At 70.6% G+C, this 25,456-nt stretch carries 19 protein-coding genes; 6 read left to right on the forward strand and 13 right to left on the reverse strand.

Annotation, left to right across the window (positions count from 1 at the left end; translation table 11 throughout):
- Positions 1–140: 140 nt before the first annotated feature.
- From F3T56_RS35540 to F3T56_RS35555, 4 genes are all read right to left on the reverse strand, one after another.
- Positions 141–2,192, reverse strand: a complete 2,052-nt coding sequence (locus F3T56_RS35540) for an ABC transporter ATP-binding protein (RefSeq protein ID WP_149829475.1) — start codon at positions 2,190–2,192, stop codon at positions 141–143.
- 146 nt (positions 2,193–2,338) lie between these two features.
- The gene (locus tag F3T56_RS35545) at positions 2,339–3,097 is read right to left on the reverse strand and encodes an NUDIX hydrolase (RefSeq protein ID WP_149829476.1); all 759 of its coding nucleotides are present in this window, start codon (positions 3,095–3,097) and stop codon (positions 2,339–2,341) included.
- 152 nt (positions 3,098–3,249) lie between these two features.
- On the reverse strand, positions 3,250–5,469 hold the full coding sequence (locus tag F3T56_RS35550; protein ID WP_246204229.1) for a glycogen debranching N-terminal domain-containing protein: 2,220 nt from the start codon (positions 5,467–5,469) through the stop codon (positions 3,250–3,252).
- Between the two features lie 265 nt (positions 5,470–5,734).
- Positions 5,735–7,513: a DUF4192 domain-containing protein gene (locus tag F3T56_RS35555; RefSeq protein WP_149829477.1), complete on the reverse strand. Its 1,779-nt coding sequence runs from the start codon at positions 7,511–7,513 to the stop codon at positions 5,735–5,737.
- A 133-nt stretch (positions 7,514–7,646) separates the two neighbouring features.
- Here F3T56_RS35555 and F3T56_RS35560 point away from each other — a divergent pair, with 133 nt between their 5' ends.
- Positions 7,647–9,827 (forward strand): RecQ family ATP-dependent DNA helicase, encoded by a 2,181-nt coding sequence (locus tag F3T56_RS35560; RefSeq protein ID WP_172639295.1) that lies wholly within the window; start codon positions 7,647–7,649, stop codon positions 9,825–9,827.
- Positions 9,828–10,082: 255 nt separating this feature from the next.
- Entirely contained in the window at positions 10,083–10,709 is a 627-nt protein-coding gene (locus F3T56_RS35565; protein WP_149829478.1) for a hypothetical protein, read from the forward strand.
- Positions 10,710–11,130: 421 nt separating this feature from the next.
- On the opposite strand, the gene F3T56_RS35570 is transcribed toward F3T56_RS35565, so the two are convergent.
- From F3T56_RS35570 to F3T56_RS35580, 3 genes are all read right to left on the reverse strand, one after another.
- Complete coding sequence (locus tag F3T56_RS35570) at positions 11,131–11,736, reverse strand: hypothetical protein (RefSeq protein ID WP_149829479.1); 606 nt, start codon at positions 11,734–11,736, stop codon at positions 11,131–11,133.
- A 68-nt stretch (positions 11,737–11,804) separates the two neighbouring features.
- Positions 11,805–12,506 (reverse strand): ribonuclease HII, encoded by a 702-nt coding sequence (locus tag F3T56_RS35575; protein ID WP_149829480.1) that lies wholly within the window; start codon positions 12,504–12,506, stop codon positions 11,805–11,807.
- 82 nt (positions 12,507–12,588) lie between these two features.
- The gene (locus F3T56_RS35580) at positions 12,589–13,212 is read right to left on the reverse strand and encodes a TetR/AcrR family transcriptional regulator (RefSeq protein ID WP_149829481.1); all 624 of its coding nucleotides are present in this window, start codon (positions 13,210–13,212) and stop codon (positions 12,589–12,591) included.
- Between the two features lie 171 nt (positions 13,213–13,383).
- Here F3T56_RS35580 and F3T56_RS35585 point away from each other — a divergent pair, with 171 nt between their 5' ends.
- Positions 13,384–14,934: an MFS transporter gene (locus tag F3T56_RS35585; RefSeq protein ID WP_149829482.1), complete on the forward strand. Its 1,551-nt coding sequence runs from the start codon at positions 13,384–13,386 to the stop codon at positions 14,932–14,934.
- A gap of 68 nt (positions 14,935–15,002) precedes the next feature.
- On the opposite strand, the gene F3T56_RS35590 is transcribed toward F3T56_RS35585, so the two are convergent.
- From F3T56_RS35590 to F3T56_RS35605, 4 genes are all read right to left on the reverse strand, one after another.
- Positions 15,003–16,460, reverse strand: coding sequence for a DUF4153 domain-containing protein (locus tag F3T56_RS35590; RefSeq protein ID WP_149829493.1), 1,458 nt, complete (start codon positions 16,458–16,460; stop codon positions 15,003–15,005).
- A gap of 400 nt (positions 16,461–16,860) precedes the next feature.
- Positions 16,861–17,763 (reverse strand): ADP-ribosylglycohydrolase family protein, encoded by a 903-nt coding sequence (locus F3T56_RS35595; RefSeq protein ID WP_149829483.1) that lies wholly within the window; start codon positions 17,761–17,763, stop codon positions 16,861–16,863.
- Between the two features lie 12 nt (positions 17,764–17,775).
- Positions 17,776–18,435, reverse strand: a complete 660-nt coding sequence (locus F3T56_RS35600) for a histidine phosphatase family protein (protein WP_149829484.1) — start codon at positions 18,433–18,435, stop codon at positions 17,776–17,778.
- A gap of 143 nt (positions 18,436–18,578) precedes the next feature.
- Positions 18,579–19,184 (reverse strand): YdbC family protein, encoded by a 606-nt coding sequence (locus F3T56_RS35605; RefSeq protein WP_149829485.1) that lies wholly within the window; start codon positions 19,182–19,184, stop codon positions 18,579–18,581.
- 85 nt (positions 19,185–19,269) lie between these two features.
- On the opposite strand from F3T56_RS35605, the gene F3T56_RS35610 reads away from it, so the two are divergent.
- Positions 19,270–19,872: a TerD family protein gene (locus F3T56_RS35610; RefSeq protein WP_149829486.1), complete on the forward strand. Its 603-nt coding sequence runs from the start codon at positions 19,270–19,272 to the stop codon at positions 19,870–19,872.
- 19 nt (positions 19,873–19,891) lie between these two features.
- Positions 19,892–20,308: a nuclear transport factor 2 family protein gene (locus F3T56_RS35615; protein WP_149829487.1), complete on the forward strand. Its 417-nt coding sequence runs from the start codon at positions 19,892–19,894 to the stop codon at positions 20,306–20,308.
- Between the two features lie 82 nt (positions 20,309–20,390).
- Here the strand turns inward: F3T56_RS35615 and F3T56_RS35620 are convergent, their stop codons facing one another.
- Together F3T56_RS35620 and nrdR are read right to left on the reverse strand one after the other, a co-directional pair.
- Positions 20,391–23,282: a vitamin B12-dependent ribonucleotide reductase gene (locus F3T56_RS35620; protein ID WP_149829488.1), complete on the reverse strand. Its 2,892-nt coding sequence runs from the start codon at positions 23,280–23,282 to the stop codon at positions 20,391–20,393.
- 160 nt (positions 23,283–23,442) lie between these two features.
- Positions 23,443–24,003, reverse strand: coding sequence for a transcriptional regulator NrdR (nrdR, locus tag F3T56_RS35625; RefSeq protein WP_149829489.1), 561 nt, complete (start codon positions 24,001–24,003; stop codon positions 23,443–23,445).
- A gap of 540 nt (positions 24,004–24,543) precedes the next feature.
- Here nrdR and lexA point away from each other — a divergent pair.
- On the forward strand, positions 24,544–25,320 hold the full coding sequence (lexA, locus tag F3T56_RS35630) for a transcriptional repressor LexA (RefSeq protein ID WP_045561107.1): 777 nt from the start codon (positions 24,544–24,546) through the stop codon (positions 25,318–25,320).
- The last annotated feature ends 136 nt before the right edge of the window (positions 25,321–25,456 follow it).

Raw genomic sequence — 25,456 nt, forward strand, 5'->3', positions numbered from 1 at the left:
GGTGAAAAGCACACGAAAGGGTGATCGCTCACCCCGTCGCAATTGACGCCTTATCGGAAAGAAATGGGTGTTCTACAAGGCTTTGTGCGCATTGCGGCAGCGGATGGGCACGGAGGGTGAGCACGAAGGGATGTGGAGGGTCATCCCCGAACCCTGCCGCGCAGGTTCGTGAGCAGATAAGCGCCGAGCAGGGCCATCAGCGACAACAGCAGCGCGCCACCCACGGGTTGGGCGATCACGCGGGCCAGAGCCTCCAGATAGCGCTCTCCGCCGAAGGGCCACTGGATCAGTACGAGCTCACGCAGCCGCATCGGAAAGCCGGCCGCGCTCCGTACCGTCGGCCCCTCCAGCACCTTCTGCACCAGAGGTACGACGAGGAGTGGCACGGCGACGACCGCCGCGAGCCCGGCGCTCGTGGAACGGAAGACCCCCGCCGCGAGCACTCCCGCCCAGGCGCACCCCACCACGAGTCCGCTCCAACTCGCGCCGAGCGACAGCCAGTCAGTGGGAAGTGAGGCGAGTTCCCGTCCGTAGACGAGATAGAGCACTTCGAGGTCACAGCCCACGGTGAGGAGGGCCAGCAGCAGCCCGGTGGCGGCGGCCACCAGGAGTTTCGCGGCCAGCAGCCCCAGCCGACGGGGGACGGTGCCGCGGTCCGCGGCCAGGGCGGGGTGGCGGAACTCGTCACCGAAGGCGACCGCGCCGAGCAGTCCCGCGCCGATGGCGGCGGGCGGTAGCGGCAGTTCCCGCGGCCACGCGGCCAGCAGCCGCGGCTGCGGGGTGTGCCCGACCCGGGCCAGGACCACGGACATGAGGGCGGAGGTGACCAGTACGGCGGCGGCGGCGACGTATCCGGTGCCCACGCCGGTCGCACGGCGCAGCTCGTAGCGCAGCGGACGCAGGGGGCTTCGGGCCGGGCGGACTTTGATGTGCGGAGGGAGAGGGGGCAGGGGGTCCGGGTCGGACGCTCGGGCCAGGGGCGACACGAGGGGATCGTGCGGCGCGGGGTCTGCGGGGTCTGCGGGGTCGGTGGGGTCGGTGGCGTCGGTGGGGTCGGTGGGAGGCTCGGAGTTGACGTCCGTTTCGTCCGTGGTGGGTGTCCGTGGACCGGCCTCCGTTTCCTGAGCCCCTCCATGCCCGTCCGCGTCTTCGGCGTCTTCGGGTTCTTCAGCGAGCGCCAACTGTTCCGCGACCGGCCGCCGATCCTCCTGGTCCGAGCCGTCGGCGGTCTCGGCCTGCACGGGGGGCCCGTCGACGGTCGACGGGCCCGGCAGTGTCGGCGTGGGCGCGCGGTCTGACGACAGCGGCGCCGGCGTCGGCCCCATGTCCCCGATCTCGTCGGCGAGTTGGTGTACGAGAACACCGTGCCGGAACGCGGTCTCGCCGATCTCGGCGCACGTACTGCCGTAGACCGACAGCCGGTTGCCACCCTCCCGCACGATCTCCATGGAACGCCGTGCGGTCCTGGCCTCCTTGGTGAGCAGCGCGCCGAGGCGGGCGGCGTGCGGGGTGCGGACGGCGACGCGGGGGCGGAGTCTGGTGCGGGAGAAGTCGGCGACGTCCTGGTCGGCGACGAGTCTGCCCTGTTCGAGGGTGAGGACCTGGTCGGCGGTCCGCGCGGCCTCCTTCGGGTCGCGGGTGGTGAACAGGACAGTGCCGCCCTGGTTGGCGTGCGCCCGCATGATCCCGTGCAACCAGCGGCCCTCGCGGACGGACAACCCGGCGGCGGGGTCGTCGAGGACGAGGGTGTGCGGGTCGGACAACAGGGCGCATGCCAGGCCGAGGCGGCGGTCCATGCCCCGCGAGAGCGTGCTCAGCCGCACGTCGCACAGGCTGACCAGGCCAACGACCTCCAGGACTTCGTCGGCGCGCCGCACGGGCAGCCCCGCGGCGGCGCACAGCATGCGCAGATGACCGCGGACCGTGCGGGCCGGGTGGCCGGGCACGTCGCCGAGCAGTACGCCGACTTCCCGCGCGGGATAGGCGACGCGGTGCAGGGGGCGGCCTCTGAAGTAGGCGATTCCGCGGCCCCTTTGGAGTTCGAGCATGAGCTTCAGCGCGGTGGTCTTGCCCGCACCCGGGGCGCCGAGGAGTGCGGTGACGCGGCCGGAATGAGCCTCGAAGGACGCGTCGTCGACGGCGGGCCGAAGCTCCTTGCGGGGGATGCTGGTCAATCCGATGGCCTGGATCACCCAAAGCAAGATAGCGCGGTATGTCCGTTTTTCCGGGCACCTTGGCGCTTGCTTCGCAGGCGGCCTCGGAGCCACCGGGCGGGCATCGGGTCGTGGTCGGCGTACGCCTCGTGTTCACATCCGCCGCGCGTGCCGGCTCCACTGCGTCAGACCTCGGGGCGCAGCATCGGCGGGTTGAGCAGAGTGGCGCCGCCGGCGCGGAAGAGCTGGGCGGGGCGGCCGCCCTGCCGCGTGGTGGTGCCGCCGGTGGGCACCAGGAAGCCGGGGGTGCCCGTCACCTTGCGGTGGAAGTTGCGCGGGTCCAGCGCCACGCCCCACACCGCCTCGTAGACGCGGCGCAGCTCGCCGACGGTGAACTCCGGCGGGCAGAAGGCCGTCGCCAACGAGGAGTACTCGATCTTGGAGCGGGCGCGCTCCACGCCGTCCGCGAGGATCTGCGCGTGGTCGAAGGCCAGCGGCGCCACCGGCTCACCGTCCCGTCCGTAGCCCCCCTGTGCCAGCAACTCCTCCACGGGGGCCCAGCGTGCGCTGTTGGCGTCGCCGCCCGGGCGAGGCGCGGGCAGGTCGGGGGCGAGCGCGAGGTGGGCGACGCTGACGACCCTCATCCGCGGGTCGCGCTTCGGGTCACCGTAGGTCGCCAGCTGCTCCAGGTGAGCGCCGTTGTCCTGAGCGGGGACGGACGGGTCGTGGGCGGTCAGCCCGGTCTCCTCGGACAGCTCCCGCGCCGCGGCCTGCGCCAGGTCCTCGTCGGCCCGTACGAAGCCGCCGGGCAACGCCCACCGCCCCTGGAACGGCTGTTCGCCCCGCCGTACCGTCAGCGCACAGAGCGCGTGGCGGCGGACGGTCAGCACGACCAGGTCCACGGTGACAGCGAAGGGCGGGTAGGCCGACGGGTCGTAGGGCATGCCGCGATCATAGTCGTCTGCCTGACGATAAACACTCCCTTCGTCGATCGCTTCCCTACTTGATCCACTTCTGTCCGAAACGGGGCTCATGATCCGGTCGCCGGTCACCGGATGTCGGTACCCGTGATCGTCCGCTCACACGTCACGCCGGTTCACACTCCCAACTGCAGCCCGTCAGCCGCCTCCTCGACCATGGCGAGCCCCAATCTGCTGACGCGTACGGCGAAGGGGGCGCCCGCCACCCGCAGTCCCGTCAGGCCGATCTCCCCCAGCGGCGCACTGCGCACCGGGCGCAGCGTCACCGTGCCGGCCTGGGCGTCGGGACGGATTCCGGCGAGGGTGGTGAGCAGCAGCACGCCCGAGGCGGCCGCCGTCGCGGCCGGTCTGCAGGCCGCGGGATGGGGCAGCGGAGCACCGCCTGCCATCCGCTGCTCCCCCGCGTACATCTCCGGCAGCCGGTGTCCGAAGCTCTCGGCCGCCGCGAGCACTCCCCGCAGCAGCGAGCTCGCCTCCTTCTCGTAGCCTGCGGCGGCCAGCCCCGAGACTGCGATCGCCGTCTCCTGCACGCGCACGGCGCCGCTGCGATGGCCGAACGGGTTGTACGCCGCCTCCTTCGCTCCCAGCGTCCGCAGCCCCCACCCCGAGTCCATGGCGGGTCCGCCGAGCAGCCGCGCGAGTTGCTCGGTCTGCACCTTGTCGAGAAGGCCCGGGGCCTGGTCACCCGCGCCGAGCAGCCCCGTGTCGAGGAGATGGGCGGCGCCCGCGCCCAGGTGCGGCACGAGACGCCCGCCGGGCGTACGGGCAGCCGCGGGTCTGCCACCACCCCGGTCCTCGAGCCAGAAGTCCGCCCGGAACCGGGTCCGCAGCTCTCTCGCCCACTCCCTCAGCTCCGTCCCGCCGGGCCGTCCGTACGTGTCGAGGAGGTCGGCGCCCAAGAACGCGGCCCGGTGGGCATACGCCTGGGTCTCGCAGCGCAAGGGCCCGCCGGGGCGCGGGTCGGGCAGATACGTCCCGTCTTCGACGGCGGCCCGCAGCCACCGCAGGCAGCGCTCGGCCGCGTGCAGCAACTCCTCGGTCTCCTGCTCGGGAAGCCCCCAGCGCCGGGCCTCCGCGAGGAGCACGGGGAACAGGAGGGTCGCCTCGGTGCCGGTGCAGACCGGCGGCAGATGCGGGCCGGCGTCCCGCCGTGGGCCGGGGATCATTCCGGACTGGGTTTCCGGTCCCTCGAGTTGGGTGCGGGCCAGGGTGCGCAGGGTGCCCGCGGCAAGCCGGGTGCCGAGCGGCAGGGTCATCCGGGCGGCGACCAGTGCGTCGGCCGGGGCCATGCCGCAGCGCCAGGGCGCTCCGGCCGCGAGGTGGGTGTCGGACGGGTTCGCGGGGTCGCGCAGCAGCAGGGCTTCCAGGTCCTCCAGGCAGGTGTGCAGCAGCGCCTGGGCGCCGGGGTCGTCGCCGGCGGCCTGGGTCTGGGCGAGAGGGCTGGTGGCGCCCCGGCCCACCGGTCTGATGGGTCCCGCGCCGTCCGGCCGTACGCGCAGCTCCAGGCTCCGGGTGCCGCCGGGCGGGAGTTCCAACTCCCAGCGCAGCAGTCCCGCGGAAGCCAGGGCATCGGAGGGCGGGGGGTTGGCGGTGACGGTGGAATGCCCGGTGGGGCAGGACCAGCGCAGGCCGGAGTCGTGAACGCTGGCGGGCAGTTCCGGCCCGGAGCTGCCGGAGGCGACGGCGCCCAGTTCCGCGAGGTCCGTGCCCAGGGACACCTCGACGGGCAGGCGCAGCGGGCGGCGCGCGGTGCTGTGCAGGGTGATCCGCTCGGTGCCGTCCGCGTAACGCGTGCGCTCGACCATGACGTCCGGGTCCGGTCCGGCGTCGGCGGAGATCCGCAGCGTGCCCATGAACCGGGCGCGGTCGGCCGTGACCATCCGTGCCTGCACGGCGAGCGGCTCCCGGCCCGCCACTCGAACCTGACAGCGGGCGAGCATCCGCCGCCCAGCACGGTAGAAGCCCTCCAGCCCACTGCCGGTCAGCTGGCCCTGTTCGGTGGAGATCGCGAGGCCCGGCAGTGCGACGCAGATCAGCGTGGTGTGGGCCGGCGGCAGCTCCGCGGGGCGCCGCGGGGCGGGCGGCGGTGCTTGCGGGGTTGCTGGACTTCCCGCACCTGTGAAGGGCTGCGCCGGCAGGTGGCCTGTACCGGGCGTGGCAGGCACCTGAACGCCTGGGCCCCGTAAGCCCGAGCCCGTGGTGCGGGGCGAGGGGCTGCGGAGGTCCGTGCGCGGAGCGCTGGTGCCGTCCTCACGCGGCGCACGGGCGGAGCGCTGGGTGGGCCTGCGGAAGGACGGGACGTTGTCGTAGGCGTCGGGCATGGAGGGCAGGGGCATGGGGCGGCTTCTTCTGCGTTCGGCGTGCGTGGGGTGCGCTCGGCACCAGGTGGGGGCAAGGCAGAGACGGGGTGACAGGACGGCGAGGGCAAGCCATGGGTACCGCCACACAGGTGAACGGAGCGGCTCCGCTCCAGGTCACGCCTCCTCTTCGGGAAGGCGACCGAAGGGCAGCGTGGTGGAGTCGCGCGGGTGGCCGTGGAGCCGCGCGGCGGTGCGTTCGGGGGTTGCTCGGCGGTGCGAGTCCCGGACGGCGTCTGCGCACTCACGTGTCCCCCTCCGTGCCTTGTCCTCCGCCACCACGGCGGACCCGCGCTCGACCGCTCACGCCGTCCGCCGCACGCCCCGGCCGCCGACCGGCGGGTGAGGTGCCGTCGACGGGACGCGAGCGGCGGGTCGAGGCCGTGCCGGGTGAACGCCGGGTGGCGCGGGCGTGGGAGCCCCCTTCTGCGCGTGGCCTTCGTCGGCGTCGCGAGCCGGTGTCGCACGGCCCGTCCGATGGGCTTTCCGCATCCTCGGACGGGGTGGCAGGGCTCGATTCGCCCTCGGTATCCGCGCACCGGGCAGCAGCGTGGCTGGGGTCACCCTCGGCATCGCCGCACCGGGCGACGCGGCTCGAATCGCCCTCGGTATCGCTGCACAAGGCGTCCCGGCTCGAATCGCTGTCAGCATCGATGCCCTCGGTTGCCGTCGCAAGGTCGCGTCCCCTGCGTTCCGCGCGCAGACAGCGGCGGATGGACTCCGGGTCGAGACCCTCGTTGCAGGCCTGGTGCAGAAGGCGGGCGAAGAGGTAGTCGGGGTCGGCGGCGAGGGCCATGGCCAGGGCTTCGCGGGCCTCCAGTTCGTCGCCCGAGGACCAGGCGACCCAGCCGACCAGCGTGAGCGGAGCCGCGGCGTGCTCTCCGTAGGGGCCGACGCACCGACGCGACAGAGCGCGCCAGAGACGGAGGGCCGGACCGGCTTCGTCGCCTTCCATCCACTCGGCGGCGCGATCGCGGGTCGCGCGGTCCTGGAGTCCGAGGATGACGGTGGCGGCATCGTCGTGCCCGATGAGTTCGTCGTCACGGAGGTCCGCGTCCAGTGCGCCGGACACGATCGGGTTGCCCGCGAGACGCTCCATCATGCGCCGGGCCAGCGCGAGCGTCTCCTCGGCCACCTCCGCGCGGCTCTCCGCGTCCAGGACGCGCGGCACGAGGGCGGACTGGGCGGTGTCGAGCGCGGCCTCCTGCTGCAACGCGGCCGCGGTTTCCCACGGCATCAGCCGTCCCCGCAGTTCCTTCAGGGTGCCGCGTACTTGAAGGCCCGCGTAGGTCGCGGCGGCCGCCAGCACCGAGGTGCCCGGCAGCCCCATCGACTCGCCATCGGGCGAGCAACATCCATTACCCGGGCAGCAGTACGACCAGAAGCGGCCGTCGGAGATGCACAGGGCCTCCACCACCGGGACGTCGAGGACGCCGCAGGCCCGACGCAGGAGCTGTGCGAGTGGTCGCAGGCGTTCCATGACGTCGCGCGCCGACTCACCGCTCGCCGGATCCTGGCAGAGGAAGGCGACCATGCTCTCCGGCTTGGCGCCCCGGCGCTCGCTTCCGGTCACCAGTCCGTGGGCCAGTTGCTGGGCGACCGACGGCCAGTCGTCCGTCTGGGCCGGGATGCCGAGCCGTGCCCGCCCGCCGAACCGTCCGCGTGTGTCACGGTCGTGCAGCGCGGCCAGGACGATGCTGTCCTCGGGGTGATAGCCGAGCAGGTAGGGAAGGGCGTCGGCCAGTTCGGCCGGCGTGCGGAGCGTGACCTGCTGTTCTCCGCAGGGATCGGCGGCCGAGCCGTGTGCCGCGTACACCTTGGACTCATCGAGTCCCAGGAGCGGGGCATGCGCACCGGGCACGGAGTGTCCGGACGGCTGCCCGGACGCGGAGTGTCCCTGCCCTGGACGAGAGTGCCTGTCGCGACCCTCGTACGCGGCGCTCTCCCCGCGCCCGCCGCAGCCGTTCTGCCCGCTGATGTCACCGTTGCCGGAGGTCCCGGCCGCTTCGCTGTGATTCGTCATGCGGCGACCATCTCGCGGATCTTGAAGTTCCGCTTTTGCCTGTGGATAAGTCCGACCATGATCACGTCAGAAACTGTCCACAGTTCGCCGTGCTCGTTCGCGCGATGTCCGAGGCATCGGGTTGCATGGGGCCATGAGCGACGAAGACCTGCCCACCACGGCCCGCCAAGATCTGCGTACGGCCGCCGACGCCGTGCTCGCCCGCCTCGTCGGCGCCTCGGCGGGTGCCGCACGGCTGCGCGAGGACCAGTGGCACGCCATCGAGGCACTGGTCGCCGACAAGCGCAGAGCCCTGGTGGTACAGCGCACGGGCTGGGGCAAGTCGGCGGTGTATTTCGTCGCGACCGCGCTGCTGCGCGAGCGGGGCGCCGGCCCCACCGTTATCGTCTCCCCGCTCCTCGCGCTCATGCGCAACCAGGTGGAGGCGGCCGCTCGCGCCGGAATCCACGCCCGAACCATCAACTCCTCGAACACGGAGGAGTGGGACACGATCCGCCAAGAGGTCACCGCGGGGAGGGTCGACGTGCTCCTCGTAAGCCCCGAGCGGCTCAACAACCCGGACTTCCGCGATCAGGTCCTGCCCGAGCTGGCGGCCGCGACCGGCCTGCTCGTGGTCGACGAGGCGCACTGCATCTCGGACTGGGGTCATGACTTCCGCCCGGACTACCGCAGGCTGCGCACCATGCTGGCCGACCTCCCGCGCGGCGTCCCCGTGCTGGCCACCACCGCGACGGCCAACGCGCGCGTGACGGCCGACGTGGCCGAGCAACTGGGCACCGGCGGCGGCACGGACGCGCTGGTCCTGCGCGGACCGCTGGACCGGGAGAGTCTGAGCCTTGGGGTGCTCGAACTGCCGGACGCCGCCCATCGGATGGCCTGGCTCGCCGACCACCTTCACGAGCTGCCGGGCTCCGGAATCATCTACACCCTCACGGTGGCCGCCGCCGAGGAGGTCACCACGTTCCTGCGCCAGTGCGGGCACACCGTGACGTCGTACACGGGGAAGACGGAGAACGCGGACCGTCAGCAGGCCGAGGAGGATCTGCTGGCCAACCGGGTCAAGGCCCTGGTCGCGACCTCCGCGCTGGGCATGGGCTTCGACAAGCCCGACCTGGGCTTCGTGGTGCACCTGGGCTCGCCGTCCTCCCCGATCGCCTACTACCAGCAGGTGGGCCGCGCGGGCCGTGGGGTCGAGCACGCCGAGGTGTTGCTCCTGCCAGGCAAGGAGGACCAGGCGATCTGGGAGTACTTCGCTTCCGTCGCCTTCCCTCCGGAGGAGCAGGTGCGCCGCACCCTGGACGTCCTCGCGCACGCGGAACGGCCGCTGTCGTTGCCCGCCCTCGAACCGCTGGTGGAGCTGCGCCGGTCCCGGCTGGAGACGATGCTGAAGGTCCTCGACGTGGACGGTGCCGTGCGGCGGGTCCAGGGCGGCTGGGTGTCCACCGGCGCCCCCTGGGCGTACGACACCGAGCGCTACGCCTGGGTCGCCAAGCAGCGCGCGGCCGAGCAGCAGGCGATGCGTGACTACGTCACGACGACGGGCTGCCGTATGGAGTTCCTGCGGCGGCAGCTGGACGACGAGGAGGCCGCCCCGTGCGGTCGCTGTGACACCTGCGCGAAGCCCCGCTTCCCGGACTCCGTCTCCCCGGCGGCGCTGAACGCGGCGCGCGGCGAGTTGGGACGGGCGGGTGTCGAGGTCGAGCCGCGCAAGATGTGGCCGACCGGGCTGCCGGCGGTCGGCGTCAACCTGAAGGGACGTATTCCGGCCGGTGAGCAGGCCGCGCCGGGGCGTGCGCTGGGCCGGCTCTCGGACATCGGCTGGGGCAACCGGCTGCGGCCGATGCTCGCGCCCCAGGCCCCCGACGGGCCTGTGCCGGACGATGTGGCGAAGGCGGTTGTCGGCGTGCTGGCCGACTGGGCGAAGGGCCCGGGAGGCTGGGCCTCCGGGAGCGCCGACGCCCAGCCGCGCCCGGTCGGTGTCGTCACCATGGCCTCGCGCTCCCGGCCGCAGCTGATCGGCACCCTCGGAGCGCGGATCGCCGAGATCGGCCGTCTGCCGCTGCTGGGATCCGTGGCGTACACCGGCGCGGTCTCCCAGGTCACCCGCAGCAACAGCGCACAACGGCTCAAGGCGCTGGACGGAGCGCTGACCGTGCCGCCCGAACTGGCCGTGGCGCTCAAGGAGGCGGTCGGCCCCGTACTCCTGGTGGACGACGTGACCGAGACCGGCTGGACGCTCGCGGTCGCCGCGCGCGTGCTCCGGCGTGCGGGGGCGCAGGGGGTGTTGCCGCTGGTTCTCGCCGTGCGGGCTTGAACGAGGCGTACGCCGAAGTGGGCCCTGCCGCTGGGTCGTTGCCGTCGAGTCCTATGAGCAGGGATATAAGCGGTGGATCACCACAAAACCGCCAGTGGCCCCAATTGCTCGTTGCCGCAACCAAGTTCGCCAGGAAGAATTGGAGTCCGCTCCCCGCACGGCTCACTCGTGAATCGGTAGGGCTTCTGCTGCGGCGTGCGCTCCCCCAAGTCCGACCCCCGCCCGCAGTGTGGGCGCGTAGCCGAAGGGAGGATCGTGACCTTCGGATTCGCTCCGTCCTCGGCGGCCTCCATGTCGACGTCTGCCGACCTGTCCGCCGCTTCCACCAACCGGTTGCTCGAGCCCGCGGAATGGGCCGCCGCCGGGATTCCGCTGCTGCGCAATCCCCGGGAGGTCGTCACCGGGCTGCACGCACGGCACCAGCCCCGGCCCGCGACCGCGGTCATCGCAGTTCTCGATCCGGACGAACGGCTGAGGGCGAGTGCCTCGTTCACCCGGCGCCCGGCACCGGCCGATGGGTGGATGTTCCGCAACGCCCTGCTGGCCCAGTTGCGCCGGGTCATCCCCCACGACCTGCGCCGCCGGACCCCCGTACGTACGGCCGTGCTGCTCTACTGCCGTGAGGGCGACGCGCGTTGGACGGAGGAGGACGGGGCGTGGATGTGGGGCCTGCGGGACGCCTGCACCCTGCACGGACTGCGCTGCGGGGCGTACATCACCCTGACGCGTGACGGCTGGCAGGTCCTCGGCGAGGGCCGCGGCGGCCGCCGCCCCCACGCCGACTCACCCGCCGAACCGTTCGCCACGGCCGTGGCACCGCCGCCGATGCCACGCACCGGTGGCGTCGCGTCCGATGTACTCCGACGGGTGGCGGCCCGCTGAGGTATCGGCCCGCGACACGACCGCGCTGACGGGGCGGTGGCGGCAGGCCCCTGACCCTGCCTGCTTCAGGCCACGGCACCCCCAGGCCCAAACCCCCTCCCCAGGGTGCCGGCACCACAAGCCGACGACGCCGCACCGACAGCGGAACCGCACCCCCCACGCGCGCCCGCCAAGCCGCGCGCCGCAGGCCACGCAACCGCCGTCACAAGCCGCGCCACACCCCTCTCAAGAAGCCATGCCCCACTCCTCGCCAACCGGCAGCCCCACGGAAACACCCGGGCGGGCACGCCGAAACACCCCGCAGGCACGCCGAAGCGCCCCATCGCGGGGTGTGGCCGAAATGGCGCCCTGATCTTCGTCCGGGCACGCGCGGCTGCCCGGTGAACCCTGGCGGGCCGACCGGGAGGAGGTCCGCAGTCGCTCAGACTCCGGCGCCCAGCACCGAGTTGATCGTCTGCGGGTCGCCACAGACGATCAGCAGGGCGCCGGCCCGGCCGAGTGCCTGCGGCAGCGCCTGCGCGGTGACGGAGCCGGTGCCGCCGTTGACGGCGACCACGACGACGGGACGCGCTGCGGCCCGACCGACGGCGGAGGCATCGGCGTAGAAGACGTCGTCGCCCGCGTCGTGCTGCGCCCAGTAGGCGGCCTCGCCGAAGGACAGTTCGTGGGCGGCCCACGGATGCGACTCGCCGGTGGTGATCACCAGCACGTCGCCGGGGGCACGACCCGACTCCAGCAGCAGGTCGACGGCTTCCTCGGCGGCGTCCAGCGCCCCCTCGGCCGAGGCCGGGATCAGCTGGATCTGCGGAGTGGCGGCCGGAGCGGACGGCCCGGGCTTGGCCGCTGTGTGCGACGCGCGCTGGGCCGGCACCGGCCGGGCAGGACCCGGTCGGCCGGGACGCGGCGGAGCCGCGGGACGGGGACCGGGTACGGGACGGGGGGTCGGCGCGACGCGGCCGCTGGCCGGAGTGGCACGCGGACCCTGGGCACTCTCGTGAATCTGAGGCTCCTCGGGAAGGAGAGGCATGAGCTGATGTTTATCAAACGCCGGTGCGACTCGCGTCGGCGGGTGGCACATGAGCGCGAACGAATCCGTCAGAAATCGAAGCCCAGCTGACCCTCGATCTCCGGAACGCTTCCGTCCGCCCAGTTGCGGACCTTCTTGAGATGCCGCCACTGGGGCAGCGCATCAAGATACGCCCACGACAACCGGTGGTACGGGGTCGGACCCCGCTCCGCCAGCGCGGCCTTGTGCACGGGCGACGGGTACCCGGCGTTGGCCGCGAAACCGAAGTCTGCATGGTCGATACCCAGTTCGGCCATCATTTTGTCACGCTGAACCTTGGCGATCACCGAAGCCGCCGCGACGGCGACGCAGGACTGGTCACCCTTGATGACCGTACGGACCTGCCAGGGCGCTCCGAGATAGTCGTGCTTGCCGTCCAGGATGACCGCCTCGGGCCGCACCGGAAGCGCCTCCAGGGCCCGTACGGCGGCGAGCCGCAGCGCGGCCGTCATGCCCAGGTCGTCGATCTCCTCCGGAGAGGCGTGACCGAGGGCGTACGAGGTAACCCACTTCAGCAGTTCCGCGGCGAGCGACTCGCGCCGCTTGACCGTCAGGAGCTTGGAGTCGGTGAGGCCCTCGGGCGGTCGGCGCAGTCCGGTGACCGCCGCGCAGACGGTGACGGGGCCGGCCCACGCGCCTCGCCCCACCTCGTCGACACCGGCAATGACCTTCGCTCCGGTCGTGGCGCGCAGGGAGCGCTCGACGGTGTGAGTAGGTGGTTCGTACGGCATGGCGCCCTTAGCCTACGCCGCCGATGTCCCCCTGCGACACCCGGGTTTCCCGGAGCAACCTCAATCCCATCGCAGACCCGGTTCAGGCGCCGTGCGGGCGCAGCAGCGGCACCATCAGCTGGTCGATCATCTCCTCCATGTCCCGCTCGCCCCATTCGCTTCCGCACATCTTTGAGCGGTACATCATCATGGCCGGAATCGCGTCGAAGACATAGGCATTGGCCGCGTCGGGCCGTACCTCACTCCGCCGAATTCCCCGCTCCACGATCTCCCGCAGCAGGTTGACCGTCGGTTCCACGACCCCACCGATGATCACGCCATGGAAGCGCTCAGCCTGGATGGTGTCGCATTCGTGAATGACTGAGCGCAGCGCGAACCCGGGGCGCGAGAACATGGCCTCGCGTACCTGCCGGCACAGCTCCAGCAGATCCTCGCGCACGCTTCCCAGGTCGGGCGCCGCGTCGAATCGCGGAAGTCCGGCCTGGAGCGCGTCCGCGACGAGGTCCTCCTTGGACGGCCAGCGGCGGTAGACCGCGGCCTTGCCCGTCTGGGCGCCGGCGGCGACACCCTCCATGGTGAGGCCGTTCCAGCCGACCGTACTGAGCTGCTCCAGCGCGGCGTCGAGGATCGCCTGCTCGAGCACGGCGCCGCGCCGGCGCGGGGAGGCCGTCCGGGAAGGAGCGGCCGTCCAGCGCGAAGTGACCATCTGTGCTTCTCCGTTGAGCATGAGGGGAGTGGGTTCAAGGGGTACGAGCGGACGAGCGCGTGCGCCACGGCGGCAACTTCGGTGAACGCTTGCGTTCACTAAGGGGGACTCACTACCGTGGACGCGTCAGTGAACGCGAGCGTTCACTAAGGCACTTGTGGGGGACCCATAGTGACAACCTCTCCGTTGATTCAGGATCAGAAGCCGGGAGCAGCCCGCCGGGAGGGGCACCCCGGCATCGCGCTCACCGTCATCGCGGCCTGCCAACTCATGGTGGTACTCGACGCGACGATTGTGAACATCGCGCTACCGCACATTCAAGACGCGCTCAAGTTCAGCACCACCGACCTGACATGGGTGGTCAGCGCCTACACGCTGACCTTCGGCGGTCTGCTGCTGCTCGGCGGCCGGGCCGGTGACATCCTCGGCCGCCGCCGCGTGTTCATGACCGGAATTCTCCTCTTCACGCTCGCCTCGCTGCTCGGCGGATTCGCCCAGGAGCCCTGGCAGCTGCTGGCGGCGCGCGCCCTCCAGGGCATCGGAGGCGCGATAGCGTCCCCGACCTCGCTGGCTCTGATCACCACGACGTTTCCCGAAGGCCCGGAGCGCAACCGGGCCTTCGGCGTCTTCGCCGCGGTCTCCGCCGGTGGCGGTGCCATCGGTCTGCTCGCCGGCGGCATGCTCACCGAGTGGCTCGACTGGCGGTGGGTGCTCTTCGTCAACGTACCCATCGGTGTGCTGATCGCCGTGCTCACGCCGATGTACATCAGCGAGTCGGAGCGGCACCCCGGGCGGTTCGACATCGCGGGGGCGCTCACCTCGACAGCCGGTATGGCATCACTCGTCTACGGTTTCATCCGCGCGGCGGAGGACGGCTGGCGGGACGGCCTGACGATCGGTTCCTTCGGGGCAGCCGCGGTCCTGCTGCTGGCGTTCGCCTTCACCGAGACCCGGGCCAAGGAGCCGATCACCCCGCTGAGGATGTTCGCTGAGCGGAACCGCTCGGGCACGTACGTGATCATGCTGAGCCTGGCCGCGGCGATGTTCGGCATGTTCTTCTTCATCGTGCTGTTCGTACAGAACGTGCTGCAGTACACGCCGATCAAGGCCGGTCTGGCCTTCCTTCCGGTGACCGTCGCGATCGTCACGGGCGCGGGGCTGTCGCAGCGGTTCCTACCGGTGCTCGGGCCCAAACCGTTCATGGTGGTCGGTTCGACCCTCGTCGCGCTCGGCCTTACCTGGCAGACCTTCATCAGCCCCGACAGCTCGTACGTCGGTGGGGTGCTCGGCCCCATGCTGGTGTTCGGTTTCGGCATGGGTCTGAACTTCGTGACGCTCACCCTGACCGCCGTCTCCGGGGTCGCCCCGCACGAAGCGGGCGCGGCGTCCGGCCTGCTCAATGTCACGCAGCAGGTGGGCGGTTCGCTCGGGCTGGCCATCCTCACCACGGTCTTCGGCACGGCCAGCCGTGACGAGGGGGAGAAGCAGGTGCAGCTCTTCATGACGGAGGGCACGGCGGAGCAGAAGGCCGAGTTCGCCAGGACCCAGCAACTGCCCGCTCCCTGGAGTCACGAAGTGCTCGCCCAGGGCATCGCGACGGCGTTCGTCCCCGCCGTCGCGATGGCCGTGCTCGCTCTGGTCACCGCCGTGTTGGTGATCAGGGTCCGCAAGAGCGACCTGGACGCCCTGGCCGGCACGGCAGGACCCGCCGCCGGAGGCTGACAGGCACCGAGGACGGCCGGACCACGCCCGGAGACCGACAGCAGGGCGTGGTCCAGCCGCGGCGGGCCTCAGGGGAACAGCAAATCGGCCTCCCGCTCACCGCACTCCAGCGCGCTCGCCCCCTCCGACAGCGGCCGCGCGTCGAGGATGCGCCGGGCTTCGGCGTCCCCCCAACTCGTGGCGTACCAAGGGAGGTTCGCCTCGTCCATGTCGAACTTGATGTCCCGCAGCGCGCACGACCGCAGGGGCTCCTCAAGTCGGTCCAGGGCCGGTACGGCGTCGGCGGACAGCCCCTGGGCGTACTCGAGGTCGAACCGGCCCGTGTCCTCGTACCGCTGCACATTGCGCTCGGCGATCAGCGCGTCCGGCGACACGAACCCGAACACGAGCACTCCGGCGACCGCACCGGCCGCGACGGCACGCGGCAGCCAGCGGGCTCCCCACACCCCGGCAGCCATGATGAGCACGATGACCAGGCCGAGCCAGAGCTCCATGGCCAGCACCGAGATCCTCAGTCGCGTCAGCCCATAGGCCTCCACATACATGTCCATACGTCGCACAGCGGATGCCACGACAACGAGCGCCAGCGCGCACAGAGTTCCCAGCACACCACGCACGAGCGTTCGGTCACTCGATCGAGTACGCGGCGCCCAGCGCAGGGCCACTACGATGACCAGCAGGGTGAGCAGTGTGACCATGAGCAGCTGCCAGAAGCCCTGACGCGCGTACTCGGCGTACGTCTGTCCGGTCTCCTCCAACACGGCGTCGTGGCCACCGAAGAGCACGGCGAGCTGGACGGCGTTGAAGACGGCGAAGAGCGCGACGAGCCCGATCAGCGGCAGCGCCCACTCGACGCGGCCGCGCGCCCGTCCCGCCGGTACCTGGACCCGGTCCCAGTGGGCCGGCGCGGCCGCCGTACGAGCCGCCGCGAGGGTCCCGAACAGGCCCACCATGAGGAGCAGGACCCGCCAGGGCCCGTCGGACACGGAGACGTCGGGCACCAACGCGCCGAGCAGGTCCGCGAAGGCCGCGTCCGCGCCGGCGAACAACGCCCCGAAGACGAACAGCAGCACCGCGGCCACGACCAGCGCCCGCAGCAGCGGTCCCAGGCGGCCCCGGTCACCACCGACCCGCTCGCGCAGCCCCTGCCAGGCCCAGGCCGGGCCGGTGACCACGGAGGTGAACACACCGATCGGGCCGAGCAGGACGGCGGGCCAGGTACGGCCGCCGTGCAGCGCGAGCGAGCCCGCCGCCAGCGAGGTGACAACGGCGAGGAACGAGGGCCACTCGGCGGCGCGCACCGTGGGCACGAGCAGCAGGGCGAGCCCGCCGACGCCCCAGACGAGCGCCCACGGGCGCGGACGCCGACCCGCCCGCCGTCCGGCGAAGTACACGGCCAGCGTGGCGGGCACGGCGACGACGAGCAGATTGACCGCCATCCCCTCGCCGAGCAACCACATGCTGAGGAGGCCGGTGGCCAACGCGGCCCACAGGGTCGCGGTGCGGATCGGCGCGGGTTCTTCCAGCCCGAGGCCCCTTGCCCCGGGCGATGCGGGCGGCGCGGACGGCGGTCCGCCCGCCGCGACCGAACGGCGCTGTTCCTCCGCCGCCCGTTCTCCGGACGCCGATCCCTTGGGCTCGGACGTGGACGGCGTGGACGGTGTTTCGGACACGGGACCCCCTCCCCCGACCGGCCCTCGGCGCCCACCGTACGCAGCGTGCCGCTGCGGCAGAAGGCCGGTGGCCGGTGTCTCGTCGCCGCGTCATGATCAACAGGCGGCGTGGCGGAAAGGGTATGCAGGGAGAGAGCCCTCAGCGGCAGCCGAGGACCGCACTGTGGCAGTCCTGTGACAGTTGAGGCGGTTGTGGCAGCCGCGATCCGGGAACCACGTCCCGCTCCGGCCCGCCGGCCCAGCGACAAGCCGGCTAGCCCACCGACAACCAGCCCGGCAGCCCTTCGGTCTGCTCCACCCAGGCCTCAGGAGGCGTCCCGGCCTTTCCGGAGGCGACCACTCCCCCGACGATCGCGCAGGTCGTATCGACGTCGCCGCCCACCTGGGCCGTCGTCCAGAAGGCCTGTTCGTAGTCACCGAGGGCGCGTGCGGCCGACCAGAGCGCGAACGGCACGGTGTCATGCGCCGTCGTACGCCGCCCACAGCCCAGTACGGCGGCGACAGTGTCGGCGTCGCCGTAGTCGAGCAGGTCCCGTGCGCGCCGCAGGCCCGCTCCGACGGCGCTCTTCGGGACGAGAGCGATGACGCCGTCGAGGAGCGCGCCGGCGCTCGGCGGTCCCGCCGGGTCGGCCGCGAAGGCGGCGGCCGCGGCGACGGCCATGGCGCCGACGACCGCCTCACGGTGCTGGTGGGTGGGGTACGCCGAGATCTCCGCCTGGTGCGTCGCCTGCTCGGGATCGCCCGCGTACCAGGCCCCCAGCGGCGCGATCCGCATGGCCGCGCCGTTGCCCCAGGAGCCCTGGCCGTTGAAGAGCGCGGAGGCCAGCTCACGCCAGTCGCCGCCCTCGCGGACCAGGCGCAGCAGGCGGTTGACCGCGGGCCCATAGCCCCGGTCGAAGTCGTGGTGCACGGCGAAGGAGCGGGCGAGCTCGTCCTGGTCGATCCGGTGGTGGGCCGCGAGGACGGCCACGACGGAGCAGGCCATCTCGGTGTCGTCGGTCCACTGCCACGGAGCGGGCGGCGTCTCGCGGCGCTTGAGCAGCGGATAGTTCGCGGGCACGAAGTACTGCGAGCCCAGCGCGTCCCCCACCGCGAGTCCGCGCAGGCTGGCCAGGGCGCGCCCCAGGCGGCCGTCGGAAGAGGAGTCAGCGGTCATCGCACTGCCACTTTAACCGGTGGGTCCGTACGATTCCGGGTCTCGCCAGCGGTCGAACGGCCGGTCGAGCGTGTAGCGGCCGTCGTCTCCGAGAACGAGCATCCGCATCTCCGCGTTCCCCGGGTTCGACAGCGACTCGAACTCCGCGACGGTCCAGTGGAACCACCGCATGCAGAACAGCCGCATGGCGAGCCCATGGGTGACGAGCAGGACGTTCGGCGGATGATCGGGGTCCTCGAAACTGCGGAACAGGCTCTCCAGGAAGCCACCGACCCGGTCGTACACGTCGGCGCCGGACTCGCCCTGCGCGAAGCGGTAGAAGAAGTGCCCGTACGCGTCCCGATAGGACTTCTGGAGTCGTACGTCGTCGGGGTCCTGCCAGTTGCCCCAGTCCTGCTCGCGCAGTCGGGGCTCCTCGCGGACGCGCACCTGTTCGGGGTTCAGGTGAAAGGCCTGGAACGTCTCGTGCGTCCGGCGATACGGAGAGACGTAGACGCTGACACGCTCGCTTCCGAAGATCTCGCGCAGCCGTTTTCCGGTCTCCTCGGCCTGCTGCCAGCCCCGCTCGGTGAGCGCCAGGGCATGGTCGGGCTCGCGTTCGTACACGGTGTCATCAACATTGCCCGTTGACTCCCCGTGTCGGACAAGGACGATGCGCCGTGGTCGTGCCATGCCAAAACCCTAAAGGGGGCGAGGGCGTATCGAGCACTCGTCCGGGTTCCATAAGGCGTAGGTCACACATGTCCTGCACATCAGGACGCCAAGACGATGGCTCGAACCTCCAAACTGTCCGGAACTCGAATCTCTGCCCGCCCTCAGACCGTCCAGCTAGGTTCCAGCTCCACGATGTCGCCCGCGAGAGCGGCGACGTCCGCTTCGATCTGGGCCCGCAGGGCGAGGCGTTCGATGCGTTCGACGCGGTACTTTCCGTGCTCGGCGGCCGACTGCCACATGGATAGGATCATGAACTCGTGGCCGGGCGCCTCACCGAACAGACCGCGCACCATGCCCGGCGAGCCGGCCATCGCGGGGTTCCAGACCTTCTCCTGCATCAGCGCGAAGTGCTCGGCCCGCTCCTCGTGGACACGGCAGTGCGCCACCCGCACCAGATCGGCGTCCGTGAAACGCGGCTCGAAGCCGGTCTTCACATCGAATCGATGGTCGAAGAGCTTGACCTGCATGTCCTTGTAGGTGCCCGACTGCGAGGCGGCGAGCCGGTCGTGGGAGCGCGCCATGAAGGAGTCGTAGAAGGCCCGGCTCTCCCAGAAGGAGAAGATGTGTGCCACCCCGGGTCGTGCCCGGCTCCAGCCCCCACCCTGTCCACGGAAACCCGGCTCCCCCAGAAGCCCCGCCCACTTTCGCTGCCCCCGCTCGAAACCGCGGCGGTCGACCACGGTGCAGCGAATCCACTTGACCAGCACCGCGCCATGGTAAGGCCACGGAGCGTGGCGCCGGTCACTCTCCGGCCGGTTGCACCCGGGCGAACGCCCCCGCGCGCGTGGGAAGATGGGCAACTGGCCTGGACTGCGAGGTGGTTCGGCCCGCAAGCACCGGAGAACGGGGAGGAGAGTTCTGTTGAACGGCCTCAACAAGGGCATCCGCAAGGTCGAGGTGGCGGTGAAGTGGGATCCGAGCCCCGCCGGGCAGCCGCCCACGGATCTCGACATCATCGCGGCGACCTACACCGCGGCCGATCCGAACGGGAGTCCGGCCTATGTCGTCCACTTCGACAGCCGCTCGCCCGACGGCACCATCACCCTCAACCGCGAAAGCTCGACCGGTCAGGGCTTCGGCTGGGACGAGGTCATGACGGTGGAGCTGAACCGCCTCGACACCCGCTACGGGCGCGTGGTGATCGGTGTGGCCATACAGCAGGGCAGCGGCCACAAGACCTTCGTCAACGTCCACAAGCCGGGCCTGCGCATCCGTGAGGGCTACACGGTCCTGGCGGAGGACGACTTCGGCGGCGTCCTCGGTGCGACGGCCGCCACCGTGGCCGAGTTCGTACGGGACGCCTCCGGCGAGTGGACCTTCCACCCGGGCATCCACGGCTACGACGAGGACCCGGCAACCTTCGCACGCCTCATGGGCGCCCCTCGCGAATCCTGAACCGGGTGACGGAGCAGCCATGGGCGAACCCGAGAACACACAGCTGATGCAGCGCATCTTCGCCGGGCTGGCGGAAGGCGACGGCCGACCTCTCGCCGAGAGCCTCGCCGACGACTTCCGCTGGACGATCATCGGCTCGACGAAATGGTCCGGGACCTACGAAGGCAAACAGGCGGTCCTCAACAAGCTCTTCCGTCCCCTGCTCGCACAGTTCGCGGACAAATACACCAACACCGCGCAACGCTTCGTCGCCGCCGGCGACTACGTGGTGGTGGAGTGCAGCGGCAGCGCCACCACCACGGAGGGGAAGCCCTACAACAACACGTACTGCTGGGTCTGCCACATCGAAGAGGGAAAGTTGCAAGCACTCACCGAGTACTGCGACACCGACCTCATAGCCAGAACGCTGGGCGACCCGGGCGACCTGAAGCCCTGACGATCGGGAAACCGAGTGGGGAGCCGAATCCTCTCGACTCCCCACTCGGACCGCTTACTTCACTTCTGAAGGGCGCTCAGGCTCAGCTGCAGCCACTGGTCGAGCCGCAGCCCTCGCAGATGTAGCAGGAGCCGGCGCGCTGCATCTTCGTACCGCAGGAGAAGCACAGCGGGGCGTCGGCCTGGATGCCCAGCTGCATCTCCACCAACTCGGCGCTGGTGTGGGCCTGCTTCGGGGCGGGCCTGGCCGCCTCGTCGTCGGCCTTCGGGGTGGAGACGGCCTTCAGGGACTGACGCGGCGCCGACTGGGCGAGCCCCTCGACGTCGACCTCCTCCTCGATCGGCTCGTACGAACCGGTCTCCAGGTGACGCTGACGCTCCTCGGCGGAGTGGATGCCGAGCGCGGAGCGCGTCTCGAAGGGCAGGAAATCGAGCGCCAGGCGGCGGAAGATGTAGTCGACGATCGACGCGGCCATCCGCACATCCGGGTCGTCCGTCATACCGGCGGGCTCGAAGCGCATGTTCGTGAACTTCGAGACGTACGTCTCCAGCGGCACGCCGTACTGCAGTCCCACCGAGACGGCGATCGAGAAGGCGTCCATCATGCCCGCGAGGGTCGAGCCCTGCTTGGACATTTTCAGGAAGACCTCGCCCAGGCCGTCGTCCGGGTAGGAGTTGGCGATCATGTAGCCCTCGGCGCCGCCGACGGTGAAGGACGTGGTGATACCGGGACGGCCCTTCGGGAGGCGCTTGCGGACCGGACGGTACTCGACGATCTTCTCGACCGCGGTCCGGATCGTCTCCTCGGCCTTCTCGGTGATCTCGGCCTTCTCCGACTCCTTGGTCTTCGCGGAGAGCGGCTGGCCGACCTTGCAGTTGTCGCGGTAGATCGCGAGCGCCTTGACGCCGAGCTTCCAGGCCTCGAAGTAGATCTCCTCGACCTCCTCGACGGTCGCCGTCTCCGGCATGTTGACCGTCTTGGAGATGGCGCCAGAGATCCACGGCTGGATCGCGGCCATCATGCGGACATGGCCCATCGGGGAGATGGCGCGCTCGCCCATGGCGCAGTCGAAGACCTCGTAGTGCTCCTGCTTGAGGCCCGGGGCGTCGATCACATTGCCGTGATCGGCGATGTGGGCGACGATCGCCTCGATCTGCTCCTCCTGGTAGCCCAGGCGGCGCAGGGCCTGCGGGACCGTGCCGTTGACGATCTGCATCGAGCCGCCGCCGACCAGCTTCTTGAACTTGACCAGCGCCAGGTCCGGCTCGACACCGGTGGTGTCACAGGACATCGCGAGGCCGATGGTGCCGGTCGGGGCGAGCACGGACGCCTGCGAGTTGCGGAAGCCGTTCTTCTCGCCGAGGCGGAGGACGTCCTGCCAGGCCTCGGTGGCGGCGGCCCACACCGGGGTGTCCAGGTCGTCCATGCGGACGGCCGTGCCGTTGGCGTCGGAGTGCTGCTTCATGACGCGGTTGTGGGCGTCGGCGTTGCGGGCGTAGCCGTCGTACGGGCCGACGACCGAGGCGAGCTCGGCGGAGCGCTTGTACGCCGTGCCGGTCATCAGGGAGGTGATGGCCCCGGCGAGGGCGCGGCCGCCGTCGGAGTCGTACGCGTGACCGGTCGCCATCAGCAGGGCGCCGAGGTTGGCGTAGCCGATGCCGAGCTGGCGGAAGGCGCGGGTGTTCTCGCCGATCTTCTGGGTCGGGAAGTCCGCGAAGCAGATGGAGATGTCCATCGCGGTGATGACGAGCTCGACGACCTTGGTGAAGCGCTCGACCTCGAAGGACTGGCTGCCCTTGCCGTCGTCCTTGAGGAACTTCATCAGGTTCAGCGAGGCGAGGTTGCAGGACGTGTTGTCCAGGTGCATGTACTCGCTGCACGGGTTCGACGCGGTGATCCGGCCGGACTCGGGGCAGGTGTGCCAGCGGTTGATCACACCGTCGTACTGGATGCCCGGGTCGGCGCAGGCCCACGCGGCCTCGGCCATCTTGCGGAACAGCTTCTTGGCGTCGACCTTCTCGATGACCTCACCGGTCATACGGGCGCGCAGGCCGAACTCGGTGCCGTTCTCGACGGCCGTCATGAACTCGTCGTTCACACGGACCGAGTTGTTGGCGTTCTGGTACTGGACGGACGTGATGTCGTCGCCGCCCAGGTCCATGTCGAAGCCCGCGTCGCGCAGCGCGCGGATCTTCTCCTCTTCCTTCACCTTGGTCTCGATGAAGTCCTCGACGTCCGGGTGGTCCACGTCGAGGACGACCATCTTGGCGGCGCGGCGGGTGGCGCCACCGGACTTGATCGTTCCCGCGGATGCGTCGGCGCCGCGCATGAAGGAGACCGGGCCGGAGGCGTTGCCACCGGAGGAGAGCAGTTCCTTGGAGGAGCGGATGCGGGACAGGTTCAGGCCGGCACCGGAGCCGCCCTTGAAGATCATGCCCTCTTCCTTGTACCAGTCGAGGATCGACTCCATGGAGTCGTCGACGGCCAGGATGAAGCAGGCGGAGACCTGCTGGGGCTGCGGGGTGCCCACGTTGAACCAGACGGGGCTGTTGAAGCTGAAGATCTGGTGCAGGAGGGCGTATGCCAGTTCGTGCTCGAAGATCTCGGCGTCGGCGGGCGAGGCGAAGTACTTGTAGTCCTCACCGGCCTTCCGGTACGTCTTCACGATGCGGTCGATGAGCTGCTTCAAGCTCACCTCGCGCTGCGGGGTGCCGACGGCGCCCCGGAAGTACTTGCTGGTGACGATGTTGACCGCGTTCACCGACCAGAACTCGGGGAACTCGACGCCACGCTGCTCGAAGTTGACCGAGCCGTCGCGCCAGTTGGTCATGACGACGTCACGACGCGCCCACTCCACCTCGTCGTACGGGTGCACGCCGGGGGTGGTGTGGATGCGCTCGATGCGCAGGCCCTTGCTCGCCTTGGTGCCCTTGGCGCGGGAACTCCGTGCCGGACCACTCGCCGTCTCTGTCATGCCGCCTCCCTGTACGGGCGAAAACGCCCTGAAGTGCCACTTTGTTCCCGTGGCACGGTGTTCTGTCTTGTGCCGCGACCCGGCTCGCACAGCCGCTCGCGACAGGCCTGGATCGCCGCCGATCGTCCGGACCTCTTGGTCCGGCGGGGCGGCCCGCCGATCAGTCGGCGGCGTGGGCGGGCACGGGGACTTGGGCAGTCCCTCCGGACCCGCGGTCGTTCTCCCGGCGCTCCTCGACCACGTCGTCGACGTCCTCGCCGTCCGCGTCGGGGCGCTCCCCCTGCTCCCTGAGTTCCGCGATGGCGGCCTCGAAGTCCTCCAGCGAGTCGAACGCCCGGTAGACCGAGGCGAACCGCAAGTAGGCGACGAGGTCGAGTTCCTGCAGCGGGCCGAGGATGGCCAACCCCACGTCGTGGGTCGTCAGTTCGGCGCTTCCGGTCGCGCGCACCGCCTCCTCGACCCGTTGGCCGAGTTGAGCGAGCGCGTCCTCGGTGACAGGTCGCCCCTGGCATGCCTTGCGGACGCCATTGATGACCTTGGTACGGCTGAAGGGTTCGGTCACGCCGGACCTCTTGATCACCATCAGTGAGCATGTCTCCACCGTCGTGAAACGGCGGGAACAGCCAGGACACTGACGGCGCCTGCGGATCGACGTGCCGTCGTCCGTCGTACGACTGTCGACGACGCGGCTGTCGGGGTGCCTACAGAAGGGACAGTGCATAACTCCAACCCTCCTCACAGCACGACTCAATAGCCCCGCAAGGCCTCTTGGGCCCCGCGAAGCAGCCCCAAGCATAGGCGATACCCGAGCGCCCGAAGGACCGGGGGACCACAACTTCTGGGCTACTACCGCAATCCAACCACTAGATGTGGGGCTTGGCTCATAAATCCGCCCACGACGCGCGTGTCGCACACGTAGGGGTACGCGCCGCACACACGCAGGCACATGCCGCACGGTCGTACCGCCGCCGGACGGACGGGGATACCGTGGGCGCCACGGGAAAAAGGGGCCGGTGCCCGTTTGACGAACCACCGGGTGGCAGACTGACCCGCGCGACGGCAGCGGCCCACAAGGCCGAGGGCCCGGCGGTGAAGAGTACAGCAATGATCGCTTTTGTCTGCCGGGCCCGACGCGGCCCATACACCCAGACACTCGATCACGTCAGGTAATCCAGGCTTTTTCACTCGAACGTGTGTTTGGCGCAACCTTTCGAAAGCAACTACCGTTGTGCTGCACGGGAGACCATCGAGAGGGGCCGACGTGACCACCACCGCAGACAGTGCCACCATCACTGCCCAGGACCGCTCCCAGAGCCGACTCGAGCCGGTGCATGCGATGAACGAAGCCACGAACCATGAGGGGCCCAAGCGGGCCCTGCCCGGCCGACCTCCAGGCATCAGGGCGGACAGCTCCGGCCTGACCGACCGGCAGCGCCGGGTCATCGAGGTCATCAGGGACTCTGTGCAGCGGCGCGGATACCCGCCGTCGATGCGGGAGATCGGCCAGGCGGTCGGCCTGTCCAGCACATCCTCCGTGGCGCACCAACTGATGGCCCTGGAGCGCAAGGGATTCCTGCGCCGCGACCCGCACCGCCCGCGTGCGTACGAGGTTCGCGGCTCCGACCAAGCCTCGGCGCAGCCCACGGACACCGCGGGCAAGCCGGCCGCGTCGTACGTGCCGCTCGTCGGCCGGATCGCCGCCGGTGGCCCGATCCTGGCCGAGGAGTCGGTCGAGGACGTGTTCCCGCTGCCGCGGCAGCTCGTCGGTGACGGTGAGCTGTTCGTCCTGAAGGTCGTGGGTGACTCGATGATCGAGGCCGCGATCTGCGACGGGGACTGGGTGACGGTCCGCCGCCAGCCCGTCGCCGAGAACGGCGACATCGTCGCGGCGATGCTGGACGGCGAGGCCACCGTCAAGCGTTTCAAGCGCGAGGACGGCCACGTGTGGCTGCTGCCGCACAACGCCGCCTACGAGCCCATCCCGGGTGACGACGCGACCATCCTCGGCAAGGTGGTGGCGGTACTGCGCCGCGTCTGACACCCCCGCGGCGGGCGGGACGCCACCCGTCCGCCGCCCCTGATCCGGGCCCCGGAACCCTCTGCGCCGGTTCCGGGGCCCTGGGCTGTCCGGGGTTCACCGGTTGTTGGTTGGGCCGTCCCAGTTGGGACGGCCC

Origin of the sequence: Streptomyces tailanensis, assembly GCF_008386495.1 — a bacterium.
GTDB lineage: Bacteria > Actinomycetota > Actinomycetes > Streptomycetales > Streptomycetaceae > Streptomyces > Streptomyces tailanensis.